The 13,699-nt window shown below is 36.2% G+C and carries 18 protein-coding genes; all 18 read left to right on the top strand.

What is annotated here, in order from left to right; genetic code table 11:
* Window position 1: 1 nt before the first annotated feature.
* The 18 genes from ACQH2O_RS05595 (at window position 2) to ACQH2O_RS05510 (ending at window position 13,695) form a co-directional block, all read left to right on the top strand.
* A complete protein-coding gene (locus ACQH2O_RS05595) occupies window positions 2-1,486 on the top strand; it encodes an ankyrin repeat domain-containing protein (protein ID WP_425385131.1) in 1,485 nt (494 codons plus the stop codon).
* Window positions 1,483-3,306 carry a phage terminase large subunit family protein gene (locus ACQH2O_RS05590; protein ID WP_425385130.1) on the top strand — a complete coding sequence of 608 codons (1,824 nt, stop codon included), beginning with the start codon at window positions 1,483-1,485 and terminating at the stop codon, window positions 3,304-3,306. Before ACQH2O_RS05595 ends, ACQH2O_RS05590 begins: the two co-directional genes overlap by 4 nt.
* A gap of 3 nt (window positions 3,307-3,309) precedes the next feature.
* Entirely contained in the window at window positions 3,310-3,534 is a 225-nt protein-coding gene (locus tag ACQH2O_RS05585; protein ID WP_019236402.1) for a gpW family head-tail joining protein, read from the top strand.
* Window positions 3,535-4,947, top strand: a complete 1,413-nt coding sequence (locus ACQH2O_RS05580; protein WP_264706671.1) for a phage portal protein — start codon at window positions 3,535-3,537, stop codon at window positions 4,945-4,947.
* A gap of 14 nt (window positions 4,948-4,961) precedes the next feature.
* Window positions 4,962-6,014, top strand: coding sequence for a S49 family peptidase (locus tag ACQH2O_RS05575; protein WP_264706670.1), 1,053 nt, complete (start codon window positions 4,962-4,964; stop codon window positions 6,012-6,014).
* A gap of 67 nt (window positions 6,015-6,081) precedes the next feature.
* Complete coding sequence (locus ACQH2O_RS05570) at window positions 6,082-6,450, top strand: head decoration protein (protein ID WP_047759659.1); 369 nt, start codon at window positions 6,082-6,084, stop codon at window positions 6,448-6,450.
* Between the two features lie 32 nt (window positions 6,451-6,482).
* The gene (locus tag ACQH2O_RS05565; protein ID WP_019236398.1) at window positions 6,483-7,487 is read left to right on the top strand and encodes a major capsid protein; all 1,005 of its coding nucleotides are present in this window, start codon (window positions 6,483-6,485) and stop codon (window positions 7,485-7,487) included.
* Between the two features lie 97 nt (window positions 7,488-7,584).
* Window positions 7,585-7,890 carry a head-tail joining protein gene (locus ACQH2O_RS05560; protein ID WP_015588264.1) on the top strand — a complete coding sequence of 102 codons (306 nt, stop codon included), beginning with the start codon at window positions 7,585-7,587 and terminating at the stop codon, window positions 7,888-7,890.
* A complete protein-coding gene (locus ACQH2O_RS05555; protein WP_019236396.1) occupies window positions 7,891-8,379 on the top strand; it encodes a phage tail protein in 489 nt (162 codons plus the stop codon). It begins immediately after the preceding gene.
* A gap of 9 nt (window positions 8,380-8,388) precedes the next feature.
* Entirely contained in the window at window positions 8,389-8,871 is a 483-nt protein-coding gene (locus ACQH2O_RS05550) for a hypothetical protein (RefSeq protein WP_425385129.1), read from the top strand.
* Window positions 8,858-9,322, top strand: coding sequence for a phage baseplate assembly protein V (locus ACQH2O_RS05545; RefSeq protein ID WP_015588267.1), 465 nt, complete (start codon window positions 8,858-8,860; stop codon window positions 9,320-9,322). Before ACQH2O_RS05550 ends, ACQH2O_RS05545 begins: the two co-directional genes overlap by 14 nt.
* Window positions 9,319-9,573 carry a PAAR domain-containing protein gene (locus ACQH2O_RS05540; protein ID WP_264707706.1) on the top strand — a complete coding sequence of 85 codons (255 nt, stop codon included), beginning with the start codon at window positions 9,319-9,321 and terminating at the stop codon, window positions 9,571-9,573. The genes ACQH2O_RS05545 and ACQH2O_RS05540 overlap by 4 nt, the downstream gene beginning before the upstream one ends.
* A 2-nt stretch (window positions 9,574-9,575) precedes the next feature.
* Complete coding sequence (locus tag ACQH2O_RS05535) at window positions 9,576-9,911, top strand: GPW/gp25 family protein (RefSeq protein WP_264706663.1); 336 nt, start codon at window positions 9,576-9,578, stop codon at window positions 9,909-9,911.
* A 2-nt stretch (window positions 9,912-9,913) separates the two neighbouring features.
* On the top strand, window positions 9,914-10,708 hold the full coding sequence (locus tag ACQH2O_RS05530; RefSeq protein ID WP_425385128.1) for a baseplate assembly protein: 795 nt from the start codon (window positions 9,914-9,916) through the stop codon (window positions 10,706-10,708).
* On the top strand, window positions 10,708-11,868 hold the full coding sequence (locus ACQH2O_RS05525; protein ID WP_264707707.1) for a phage tail protein: 1,161 nt from the start codon (window positions 10,708-10,710) through the stop codon (window positions 11,866-11,868). Before ACQH2O_RS05530 ends, ACQH2O_RS05525 begins: the two co-directional genes overlap by 1 nt.
* 168 nt (window positions 11,869-12,036) lie before the next feature.
* Window positions 12,037-12,756: an ankyrin repeat domain-containing protein gene (locus tag ACQH2O_RS05520; RefSeq protein ID WP_264377082.1), complete on the top strand. Its 720-nt coding sequence runs from the start codon at window positions 12,037-12,039 to the stop codon at window positions 12,754-12,756.
* Window positions 12,757-12,794: 38 nt separating this feature from the next.
* A complete protein-coding gene (locus tag ACQH2O_RS05515; RefSeq protein WP_264377081.1) occupies window positions 12,795-13,259 on the top strand; it encodes an ankyrin repeat domain-containing protein in 465 nt (154 codons plus the stop codon).
* Window positions 13,260-13,263: 4 nt separating this feature from the next.
* Entirely contained in the window at window positions 13,264-13,695 is a 432-nt protein-coding gene (locus ACQH2O_RS05510; RefSeq protein WP_264377080.1) for a DUF2924 domain-containing protein, read from the top strand.
* Window positions 13,696-13,699 lie beyond the last annotated feature (4 nt).

The following is a 13,699-nucleotide window of genomic DNA, read 5'->3' as shown; positions in this document are numbered from 1 at the left end:
AATGTCTGCTAACTTAAGTTTGGAATTAATAAAGTGTCTCATTAATCAACCAGGGGTAGATGTAAACGTTAGAGGATTAAATGGAAAGACCCCTCTACATTGCGCTATAGAGTTTGATGAATTAAGCATGGTGGATTTGTTACTCACGAAGAAGAATATTAATCCTTTTGTGGAGGATAATGAAGGTAAAACATCTCTTGATTACGCCAAAGAAGGGAAAAAAGCAGAAATATTACAAGCGCTAATTAATAACAAGTACGGGTCAGAACAAGATAGCTTACTTCATTTAGCTGCAATGATAGGTGAAGTTAATGCAGTTAGATATTTGATAGGAAAAGGTATTGACGTTAATGTACGAAATGCTTTGCACCATACGCCATTACATCTAGCATCAGGAATAGGACATGCAGAAGTTGTAAAGATTTTGATAAGAGAAGGAAAAGCTGAAATAGATGTCTTTGATGCACGAAATCAGACACCAATGCATTACGCAGTTAATAATAAAAAGTTGGAGATAGTAAAGTTACTGCTGAAGCTAGGAGCAGATGTAAATAGTGCACGCATGGGACAAAACTCAATGAAATTGTCACCTGTTCATATAGCTGTAAGTAATGCTAATTATGATGAAAGAGATTTGTGTCTTGATATTCTCAAATTCTTAATAAAGGAGCCTAATGCTCAAGTCAATTTGCAAGACTACGAAAATAAAACACCACTACATTACGCTGAAAGACTTAAAACAATAGAAGTTTTACTAACGCGAGAAGATATAGACCCTCTGGTAAAAGACGATAGCGGTAAAACACCATTTGATTACGCTAAACCTGAGATAAAGAAGGCTTTGATGAGTAATAAATACGGTTCTGAAAAGAATAGTCTACTCCATTTAGCTGCACAAAGAGGAGAAATTGAGATTGTAGATGCAATTTTAAGAGAAGAAATCGATATTGATATTGTAAATAATAAAGGTTTATCACCGGTTTACCTTGCTGCGGAAAAAGGGCATTTACATGTAGTAAAGTTATTGCTGAAAAAAGGAGCAAATTATACACCTGTTTTTCACTTAGCAATCAAATCAAACAATTTAGAGTTACTTAAAGTTTTGTTTACTGAAAAAAATGGGGCATTGCTCTGCAGAGATACCGTTGTTAATTTTCCAACCCTTCATAATAAATATATAGCACAGAGAGAAATAGCAGATAAAAGGATGAAAAAACATAATAATATTATCTGCATCTGTATTACAGTTAGCGCAGTAGTAATGGCAGCATATATAGGTTTAACAGCAGCAACAATAAGCAGTGCAATCATTTTTGCAACAATAACAGGGATATTTGCTCTTGTTATAGCAATAATGATAAGTGAGATGAGCAAAAGATATATAGAAAAGGAATTTCAGAAAAAGATGTTTATGGAATTGGAGGAGTGTAGTTCTATTGTTAATGATGTCGAGATAGAACCAGTTATGAGTAGATGCAGACAATGATATACGCTACATCTTTTTCTGAAGGTTTAAGGCCAGATCCCCAGCTTAAAGTATCAGAGTGGGCGAATGAGTATCGAGTTTTAGCGCCAACTGCAGCATCAGAGCCAGGTAAATGGAGAACAGAAAGAACTCCTTATTTAAAAGAAATAATGGATTCACTATCACCATCTTCACCTGCAGAAAAAGTAGTATTCATGAAAGGAGCGCAGATTGGGGGAACAGAAGCTGGCAACAATTGGATTGGCTATATCATAGACCAGACACCAGGTCCAATGCTGGTAGTACAGCCAACAGTTGAAATGGGAAAACGTTGGTCGAAGGGAAGATTTGCACCGTTAATAGAGAGTACACCATGTTTAAAAAGTAAAGTAAAAGACCCAAGATCAAGAGATTCAGGGAATACTGTACAAAGTAAGGAATTTCCAGGTGGAATAGTAGTAATAACTGGAGCAAACAGCAGTGTAGGCCTCCGATCTATGCCAGTAAAGTATCTCTTTCTTGATGAGATTGATGCGTATCCAGGAGATTCAGGAGGAGAAGGAGATCCAGTACTGCTTAGTATTGCTCGAACTAATACATTTGCACGGCGAAAGATTTTTTTAGTGTCAACACCAACGATTCATGGAATAAGCAGAATTGAGAAGGAATTTGAAGCAACAGATGAGAGATATTTTTTTGTTCCATGTCCGTATTGTAATTATTACCAAATATTAAAATGGTCACAAATAAAATGGGAAGATAAAAATCCAAATACAGCACACTATATATGTATAGAATGTGGTAAAAAGATAGAAAATCATCAAAAGACAGAGATGCTTGAACGTGGAGAATGGAGGCCTACTAATAGAGTAAAAGGTGAGAAAAAAGGATTTCATCTTTCAAGTCTTTATAGTCCAGTTGGGTGGTATAGCTGGCAACAAGCAGTAGAAGATTTTCTGCATGCAAAAGAAAGTGAACAATTACTGAAAGTTTGGATAAATACCACTTTAGGAGAAACTTGGGTAGATAAAGGAGAAGTACCAGACTGGAAGCAATTATTTAACAGGAGAGAATTTTTTCCCGTAGGCACAGTACCTAGGAGAGAAGTGGTGCTTACTGCAGGAGTAGATGTCCAAAAAGATCGTTTAGAAGTAGAAGTTGTAGCATGGGGAAAAAGCCGTGAAAGTTGGTCCATAGACTACCAGGTATTTGAAGGTGATACTGGAGGAGGAGAAGTATGGGGAAAACTCTCTGAGCTGTTAAATCATCATTTTATCGGTGAAAATGGGCTTGAGTATATGATAAGCATGATGGCAGTTGATGCAGGTTATGCAACACAAGAAGTATACAATTGGGTAAGGAGTCATCAAGGATCTGGAAGAGTAATGGCAGTGAAAGGTGTAAATAAAGCCCTAGTACCACTTAGCAGCCCAAGTAGAGTAGATATAACAGTTGGTGGTCAAAAGCTGAAAAGAGGAATAAAGCTATGGCCAGTAGGAGTATCGATATTAAAGTCAGAGCTTTTTCAATTACTTAATGTTTTAAAAGAAGGTGAAGAAGCTCCAGCAGGATATTGTCATTTTCCGGAGTATGCACCTGAATATTTTAAGCAGCTAACGGCAGAGCAATTAGTCAGCAAAGTGGTGAAAGGATACACCAAACAAGAGTGGCAAAAGGTAAGAGAAAGAAATGAAGTACTAGATTGCCGAATTTATGCAAGAGCAGCATCGATAGCACTGGGAATAGACAGATGGCCAGAGAGTAAATGGAATAGTTTAAGTGAAAAACCGGAAAGTAAAAAATCAAAGAAAATAGTCAAAAGCAAATGGATCAGCAAGTAATAAATGTATAACGAAGATTATTTAATTCAAGTCGAAGAAGCGATAAAGAAGCTGCAAAACGGAGAGCGAGTAGTATCAATTGCATATGGTGATCATGTGGTAAGATATGCAGAAGTAGATATAAATGATTTACTAAACTTAAGACAACGAATTAAAGCTGAGCTAAAGATTGCTGGAGTGGAGCCAAAGAGGAAAATTATTTTTTCAACGAGTAAAGGAATTTTATAAATGCTACTAAAAACCTTCAAACAATTATTCAACAAGCCAAAAATCAAAAGTTCAGCCTGGGATGCAGCAGGCTCAGGAAGAAGATTTTTTCACTTTCAACCAGAGTTAGGAAGTATAAACAATTTGCTGTCTCAAAGCCTTGAAACTTTACGTAGTAGATCACGTGATATGGTGAGAAAAAATCCTTACGCTGCAAATATAATTGATACGATAGTAAGTAACTCTATTGGAACAGGAATAAAACCACAATCAAAAGCAAGAGATGGAGAATTTCGAAAGAAGGTGCAAGAATTATGGCTAAGATGGACAGATGAAGCAGACAGTAGTGGAGTAAGTGATTTTTATGGATTACAAGCTCTAGTATGCAGAAGTATGATAGAGGGAGGAGAATGTTTTGTACGTTTAAGAACGAGAAAGCTGGAAGATAGATTTTCTGTACCACTACAACTGCAAGTACTTGAGTCTGAACATTTAGACAATAAAACAAATCAAACTTTAGCAAATGGTAATGTAATAAGAAACGGGATTGAGTTTAACAAGCTTGGGCAAAGAGAAGCATATTACTTATTTAGAGAACATCCAGGCGAAGGCTCATTTGGAGAATCAGTAAGAGTACCAGCAAATGATGTTTTACATATTTATAGACCACTAAGACCTGGGCAAATTAGAGGAGAGCCATGGCTTTCGAGTATACTGCTAAAGCTCTATGAACTTGATCAATATGATGATGCAGAATTAGTACGAAAAAAGACTGCAGCAATGTTTGCGGGATTTATTACGAGACTTGATCCAGAAGCAAATATCATGGGAGAAGGTGAAGCAAGTGAGCAAGGAGTAGCACTATCTGGCCTAGAACCTGGAACAATGCAGCTTTTAGACCCAGGAGAGGACATAAAATTTTCAGAGCCATCAGATGTTGGAGGAAGTTATGAAGCGTTTATGAGACAGCAACTGAGGGCAATAGCAATAGGTACAGGAATAACATATGAGCAGCTAACAGGAGATTTAACAAGCGTTAATTATTCATCCATTCGGGCAGGGTTGATAGAGTTTCGCAGAAGGTGCGCAATGTTACAGCATAACGTGATAGTGTTCCAGTTTTGTAGACCTATTTGGAATAGATGGCTAGAATTAGCAGTGTTTTGTGGAGAACTGAGTATAGATGAAAAAGTAGTAAAAGCAGCGAAAGAAGAAGTAAAATGGATACCACAGGGATTTGATTGGGTGGATCCACTGAAAGACCAGCAATCGCAGCAAATGGCAGTAAGGAATGGATTTAAGAGTCGATCGGAAGTAGTATCAGAAATGGGTTACGATGTTGAAGAAATAGATCAAGAAATAGCAGAAGATCAAAAACGTGCTGATTCTCTCAACCTTTTCTTTGATTCTGATGTCAGGACACAAACAAAATAAGTCTCGTTTACTTTATGGAAATTTTACAAACCAACTGGCTATGTAGGCTGATGATGATAGAGCAAAAAAGCTTTGACCTGTTGTCACTATATAACGGAAAACAACCTATCTTGAAAAATATAAAACATGCAGTAAATCAGAATATAGAAAAAACAGCAGTAATAGCAATACATGGAATTTTGACCAAAAAACCAGGGGCTTTTGACGATTTTCTGGGAATGACATCATATGAGAAAATTCAAGAAGAAATAGAAGAAGCATTATCAAACAAAGATATAGAAACTATTCTGCTTGATATAGATAGCCCAGGAGGAGAGGTAAACGGTATATTTGACCTAGCTGACTTTATTTATGAATCAAGAGCAAAAAAGAGGATAATAGCGATAGCAAATGATGATGCATACTCTTCTGCATATGCTATAGCCTCTAGCGCTGAGAAGGTATTTGTGAGCAGAACTTCTGGTGTTGGCAGTATAGGAGTAATAGCAAGTCATATAGATCAAAGTGGGTTTGATGAAAAACAGGGAATAAAATATACCACAGTATTTGCAGGAAGTAGAAAAAATGATTTAAATCCACATGAGCCAATGACGTCTGAAAGTCTGGAAAGCTTACAAAAAGAAGTAGACCGACTATATGAAATGTTTGTGCAGCTAATAGCGAGGAACAGAGGTCTTTCAATTGAAAAGATTCGATCAACAGAGGCAGGGCTATATTTTGGGGAGAAAGCAGTAGAAATAGGCCTTGCAGACGGAATGACAATTCTTTCATCTATTAATAAAAACAGGAGTATTACTATGAATGAACAAACTACAAATGACCTAGAAACTGATAATTTAACCAAGTATCGTACTGAAGTTCTTGAATTAATACGTTTATGTAATTTATCGAAGATGCCAGAAAAGATAGGAGAATTTATTGAGCAAAGTGTAAGTGTTGAGCAAGCTAGGGAAGTTTTAATGGAATTACTTGCAGAGAGAACAAAGAAGACAGAGATACTGAGTGCAATACCACAGAATTCAGGAGAAGAATTGATGATGCAGGTAGCGAAAAGTCGTAGGAGTTAAAGTATTTTTATAACCGCCGTATATAGCATTGATAAAAGCGGCGGTAAGCAGTTAAGGAGAGAAATTTATGAGTTGTATAAGCGAACAAAATAATCTGGGTGACTTATTAAAGTATGAGGCATCAAGTCTATATTCAAGAGATCAGATAACAGTAGCAAAAGGGCAGAACCTAAAGCTTGGTACAGTAGTGGCTCTCGATAAAGATAGCATGGTTAAGATAATAAATCCAACTGCCACAGATGGTACACAAACAGCGATAGGTGCAGTAGTAAGTGATGTAAATGCGACAGAAAATGCTAAAGCAGTAATTATTACTCGTTGTGCAATACTAGCAGATCATGCGGTTGTGTGGCCAGCAAATATCACTGAAGAGCAGAAAGCTGCAGCAATAAAGCAACTTGAAGCACGAGGGATCATTGTCCGCAAGGGAATTTAACTAAAATTAATAGGAAAAAAAGGAGAGAAAAAATGCAAAATCCATTTACAAATACAGCATTTAGCATGACGGCACTAACAAATGCGATAAATATATTGCCGATAAATTATGGACGAGTTGAAAATCTAAATTTGTTTCCAAGTAGGTCAGTAAGATTTAGACATATTACCATAGAAGAACACAACGGAGTATTAAGTTTATTACCAACGCAAGTACCAGGGGCGCCAGCAACAGTAGGAAAAAGAGGAAAAAGAAAGGTAAGAACATTTACGATTCCACATATTCCGCATGATGATGTAGTGTTACCAGAGGAAGTACAGGGAATAAGGGCATTTGGATCAGAAAGTGAACTTAAAGCGCTAGCAGACGTAATAACTGACCATTTACAGCTAATGAGAAACAAACATGCAATAACATTAGAGCATTTGCGAATGGGAGCGCTGAAGGGAATAATTTTAGATGCTGATGGGTCAGAATTATTAAATCTGTACAACGAATTTGAAATAACACCAAAAGTAGTAAATTTTGCCCTTGGAACAGCAACAACTGATGTAAAACGTAAGTGTCTGGAAGTATTGCGGCATATAGAAGATAACCTAAGTGGTGAATATATGACTGGAATTCATGCCTTGGTAAGCCCTGAGTTTTTTGATGCACTAACTTCTCATGCAAAAGTAAAAGAAGCATATGAAAGATGGCAAGAAGGAGCAGCACTTCGAAATGATATGAGGTCAGGGTTTACATTTTGTGGCATAACGTTTGAGGAATATAGAGGGCAAGCAACTGACCCTGAAGGAACGGTTAGAAGATTTATTGAGAAAGATACAGGGCACTGTTTTCCACTAGGAACAGCAAGCACGTTTACAACATATTTTGCACCAGCAGACTTTAATGAGACGGTGAATACTCTCGGACAGCCACTCTATGCAAAACAAGAGCCAAGAAGATTTGATAGAGGGACCGATTTACATACGCAGTCAAATCCTCTACCAATGTGCCACCGCCCGGCCGTTTTGGTCAAGATCGTTGCAGCATAACAATACTGGTAGAGTAACTACAAGGTGGTGAGGCACAGAACGACTCTACCGGTATGCGCTTTCTTAGCATGTAAAGGTTAGTATATCAAAAAGAAATATGCAAGAGAATATTAAGCGATTATTAGAAGATTGTTTTGCCCATTTAGGAGAAGTGGCTTTATATAAATCAAAGGATAAGTCATATATGGTACAGGTGTTAAAGCAAGAGCCAGATAAATTATACGAGATTGGTGAAGGGCAATTTGTAGGAGAAACTTTAGTGTTGGAAATAAGTGCGTTTGATGTACTGCAGCCAATTGTAGGAGATATTTTTGTTATAGGTGACCGTAAATATAAAGTATATTCTCCACCGCTGCAAGATAATTCAGGAATGGTATGGAAAATTCGAGCGTCAGGAGTATAAATGCGTATTAACACCGGTAGTATTATACAAAGTATAGATGCTGAAAGGAAAAAAGTGGAAAAAGTGACGGTGAGTGCATTAAACAAAACAGCAATATGGCTAAAATCAAAAGCAGCTAAGGAAATTAGTGAGGAAAAGAGAATAAAATTAAGTTTGATAAGAAAGAGATTAAGAATTTTTAAAGCAAAAACAAGCAGATTAGAAGTGTTAATTAGAGCAAATCTCTACGACATTAGAGCATCGACAATTGGCAAAATACAAAAAACAAGAAGAGGATCGAAAGTAGGAAAGCATGAGTTTATAGGAGGATTTGCAGCAGTTATGCCAAAAGGAAATAGCGGTATGTTTAAACGTGAAGGAAGGGCAGCATTGCCAATAAAGGAAGTTAAGTTGCCACTCGAACCTGAGGCTTCAAGGATAATAGGGAATCTTGTTAATTATGAAGTTGAAAAGGTATTTGAAAAATATTTTATACATTACATGAGTTAAATTATATGCATGACAAAGTTCTGGAAAGATTTACATAAAGCAATTTGCAGCACACTGAAGGAAGAAATACTGGCTATACAGACATGTGAAATTTATCCAGCAATAAGGAAAGAATTAGTAGCGCCAGCGGTGTTTGTAGAACTAACAAGTTTAGAACCAGGTAAAGATGCAGGTACTGATGAATTAGCATTGAAAGCCAGGTTTGAGGCGAGGATTGTAGTTGATGGAACAGTAGAGGATTCCTCGATAGTTGTTAGAACATTAGCTGCTGAGGTTGCGAGAGTAGTAAATAAAAATACTTGGAATGTGGAAAATGTTTCACCAGGAGAATTTATCTCTGCGGAAATTGACGGATTTAGGCCAGAGCTCGATGCATATTTAGTGTGGATGGTTGATTGGAGTCATCAGCTTCATTTAGGTAAATCAGTATGGGAAGAGGGGAAAATTAAACCACATACAATAAACGTAGGAAATATAAATGTTGGATCATAGTTTTGCGATTTCAGAGCTGAATAGGAAGCTAGCAAACGTTATTCGTATAGGAATTGTAAAAGAAATAGATTATGAAAAAGCAAAAGTAAGAGTGAAAATAGGAGAATTTTTAACAGATTATTTACCGTGGATAACAAGTAAAGCAGGAAAAGATAGAGATTGGTCTCCGCCAGATATTGATGAACAGGTTATGATATTTTCTCCTCTTGGTGAACTATCATTAGGAGTGGTATTAGGAGGAATATATCAGGAAAAATACCCTGCACCAGAGAATAAAAAAGAAATAAATAGTGTGAAGTTTCAAGATGGAACAAGATTGTTATATGATAAGGAAAAACATCATTTAGAGATTGAAGTAGTAGATAAAATAACACTGAAAGCTGGGGAATCGAGCATAGAAATGACAAAAAGTGGAATAAAACTGAAAGCAGAAAGGATCGACTTAAATTGAACAAAGGAATAGTGAGGTTAGGAGACTACTGTGGAGAAGCTATACCACATTTCTGCATTAGCGGAAGTAATAATGTTTTTGTAAACGGTAAGTCAATGTGTAGACAAGGAGACAGTTTTAGTGAAGGAAAAGTAATGATTCAAGGATCAAAAACAGTGTTTGCAAATGGTCTTAGTGTAGGAAGAGTAGGAGATATAGTTTCATGTGATTTTAAAGTAATAAAAGGCAGTGAAAGCGTTTTTGCAAAATAGAAATGAAGGGTATGGATGCTAAAACAGGAAAAGCGTTAGAAGGAATAGAGCACTTAAAGCAATCTGTCGTAGATATTTTAACTACCCCTATTAATAGCAGAGTAATGAGGAGAGATTATGGGTCAAGATTATTTGAATTGGTGGATAAGCCAATAAATAGAGATTTAACACTTGAGATATATGCAGCAACAGGAGAAGCTTTGGAAAAATGGGAAAAGAGATTTAAGTTAGAAAAAGTAAAAGTTGAAGGAGTAAAAGAAGGGAGAGTAACATTGAATTTAGAAGGTGTCTATCTTTCAGAAGGCAAGTTCATAAATATTAGTGGAGTAGTTGTTTAGAAATGCAGACACCTAATATTATTGAAAAGCTAAGTTATGAAGAAATCTTTTCGAGAATGAAGGAAGAATTGGTCCGTAGGGATGAAACCTTTTCAGCATTAGTTGAAAGTGATCCAGCGATAAAGATTCTTGAGGTAGCAGCATGGAGGGAATTGTTACTAAGACAAAGAATAAATGAGGCAGTAAAAAGTAATGTACTGAAGTTTGCAATGGGAGAAGATCTTGATAATTTAGCTGAGTTTTATGGTGTAGAAAGGGAAAAAGGGGAAGATGATGAACGATTTAGAAAAAGAATTAAAGCAAAGATAGTAGGTTGGAGCACATGTGGGAGCAAGGAGTATTATAGGTATCACGCACTGTCAGCAGATAGAAGAGTAAAAGATGCATTAGTAGAATCACCTATACCAGGGAAAGTACAAATTTCAATCTTATCAACACAATTATCCACAACTGGCATAGTGTCAGAAGAGCTACTTGAAATTGTAAAAAAGCAAGTTACTAGAGATGATATAAGGGTTTTAACAGATGCAGTAACAGTGACTAGTTGCAATATTATGGAAATAGATATTCACAGCAGAATGAGTATAAGTCCTATAATATCAAAGGAGGAAATCAAGAAGCAGTTTATTGAGAGGTTTGAATTAGCAAAAAGATTAGGGTGGAGTGTAACAAGATCGTGGATAATAGCGAATCTATTTGTAGATGGTGTAGAAAATGTGGAATTAATAGAGCCAAAAGAGGACGTTGTAGTACTAGGAAATGAGTGCGCTGCATTAAGAAAGTTAAAGGTTGAGTAATGTTATTGCCACCAAATGCAACAAACCAGGAGAAAGCGCTAGTAGATGCAATAGATTATAAGGTTGATCCAAGCTGTATCAGAGGGTTTAAGTTTAGTCTTAAAGATGAAATACTACCGTGGATAATAGAAGAATATGGTTTAGAAGAAATACTGCGTTGGATAAAAGATAGAAGAAAAGCTGTAGTAGAAGGAGTAAAATTTCAAAGACTGAGAGGAACTCCAGCATCACTAAAAATAGCATTAAAATGGGCAAATATAGAAGATATTACAATTATCGAGGAGCCACCCGGTAAACACTTTTTTGAGTTGCAAGTAGGGATAAAAGAGGTACCAAATGACTTCTTCGTAGATGCAGTAGTAGAGCTGGCAAAACTATCACTGCCTGTAAGATCCAGATTGATGAGGATTTTTAACGATTATTATAATGTGCAGAGATTTATATTGGATGAGAGTTTATTTGGAGATCTTCTTTCTGATTATTCAGGGGTAAAAATAGAAAAAGATGGACCAGTGTTATCATTTGGAAGAGTAAATTTTTTCAGGTCTAGTGGTCCAGTTATTAGGATTATAGAAAACTATCTACGTAACCATTATGAGCAAGCATTTAGTAATGACATATATCGCTTAGATGTAGCAGTACTTGGAGAAACAGAGCCTCACACAAGGGATTATAAAGGCATCTATGAAAGAGATCATTTGTGGTACAACTTAAAAGCACTATATCCTCTAACTCAAAGCTTATTACCATCGATTAAATTTGCTAAAGCGCAGATAGTATTATCGGACAGTTGGAACTTAGGAGAAATAAATGAGTGCTTTCCAGTTAGTAGCGTGGAGGAAAGAGGGAATAAATTTGTATTGGGAAGTAGTAAACTATCTGAACAACTATGGAACTTAAAATACGAGCAAATTTTAGAAAGGTTTAGCGTCACTCATTTTTATCAAACAAAGAATTTCATTGACCAGAAAATAGTAGGATACGTTATAGCAGAACACAACGTTTACTATAAAAATGATTTGGATTCAGAGCAAAAAGACTCAATACACGAATTAGAAAAGCACATTTTAGTATTTTACCCGGGAGTACTGAAGTGGCACGAACATCGACATTTGCACAGAAGTTGGAAAAATAGTCAAGTAATATCTATAATAAGTTAAGTACTTATATTTAGATGCTCATATATTATATTAATAATAGGTTAAAATGTATGAAATAAAAAGAAAAGGACTTGCTTTCTCATGCTAAAAAGGACATGACTTGAATAGCAGCAGGTAAATATAAGAAATTTATCTGACGCTAGAAAAGCTAATTTTGTGAGGTATGAAATGAGTTTTAGTGAGGTAAAGAAAGAATCTTTTAGTAAGTTTTTTAAAGAAGTATCAAGTAACGATATTAATCAAAGAAATGAAGAAGGAGAGACGATATTACATCAAGCAGTAGAAATCTCCAATTACAAAACAGTGAGGTTCTTAATAAAGAAAGGAGCAGAGGTTAATGCAAGAGATAAAAATGGTTATACGCCACTACACTGTGCAGTATTTGCGAAAAGCTTAGAAAATGTAAAAGTGCTGCTAAGGTCGGGAGCAGAAGTAAATGCCACTCAATATGTCAGTGGATGTACGCCACTCCACTCTGCGTGCAAGATGGGAGGAGCAGGAGTTGAAATAATAAAAGAGCTAGTAAAGGCAGGAGCTGAGGTTAATCAACTGAATAAATATGGTGCAACGCCAATGTATTACATCTGGGAAAGTGAAAAGTATCGTCTATGTGATAGCAAAGAGAGTGAAAAGGCAAGTAAATTTTTGAGAGAAAAAGGAGGAGTAACAAAAAGTAGAGAACTGACATGCTATGGAATAGAGAGGTTAGTGGGAGAAATAGCAGACATGTTGAATGGGAGTTATTTACCGGAGCTAAAAATAATAGAGATAGGAGAAATAAGGAAGAGAGACAAATCACTAATAAAGGAGGAATGTAAAAATTTAGCAAGCAAGATAATGAGCCAAGTGAACGAAATGATAGATGAGGTAGCGAAAAGGAATGCTTAAAAGAGGGATTAAAATTTAAAGAAAAGGTGAGGTGGATTATGTTAAAGCTTGGCAAATTTAATAAGTCAGCAAAAGGATTATTAGAGAAATCATTTAAAAGTATTTATGAAAGAGACAAAAGGGGAAGAACGGTTTTACATTATGCAGTAGACGCAAAAACAGTGAGGTTATTAGTCGAAAAAGGAGCGAATGTGAATGCAGCAGATGTAGAAGGATACACAGCACTGCACCTAGCGGTAACGGAGAAACGCCTAGAAACCGTGAGAGAATTGATAAAATCAGGAGGGAATGTAAATGCTGAAGAGTATGGCAGTAAATGTACTCCATTGCACCTTGCATGTATGGTAGGTGAAAAAGAAATAGTGAAAGAGCTAGTGAAGGCTGGAGGAGAAATAGAGCAAGCAGATAAATTTGGAATGACAGCAATGGATTATAGTAAAGAAGTAACCGAGGTATTAAAGAAAGAAACAGACAGAATTGAAAAGTTATTTATGAAAGGCTAAAAATATGGAGGAAGAAATAGAAAGTAAGGTAAAGGATTTAGAGAAAGAATCATTGGAAAAGCTGAGAAAAATATGGAAGAAGGTATATGGAGAAGAAGCGCCCAGATACTCAAAGAAATACCTGATACCAAGATTAGCTTATAGAATACAGGAAAAAGCGTATGGAGAAATGTCAAGAAAGGGGACGAAAAGACTAGATTATCTGGCAGATCGGCTAGAGAAAGGAAAAAGAATAAGTAGCGATAAACTGCCAGTAGAGGGAACAGAGCTAATATTAGAGAGAGGGAAAGAGACTCACGCAGTAATGGTAACAGATAAGGGTTTAATCTATAGAGAAGAGTTTTATACGTCATTGTCAGCAGTAGCAGGGGAAATAATGGGAATGAGTTACAATGGACCTTTATTATTTGGGATGCGTGATAAAAGTGGAAATTGAGGAG

The sequence above is a fragment of the Wolbachia endosymbiont (group B) of Schoenobius gigantella genome (assembly GCF_964031005.1).
GTDB lineage: Bacteria > Pseudomonadota > Alphaproteobacteria > Rickettsiales > Anaplasmataceae > Wolbachia > Wolbachia pipientis.
Note: the sequence above shows the minus strand (reverse complement) of the source record. Positions and strands in the feature narration are given on the sequence as shown.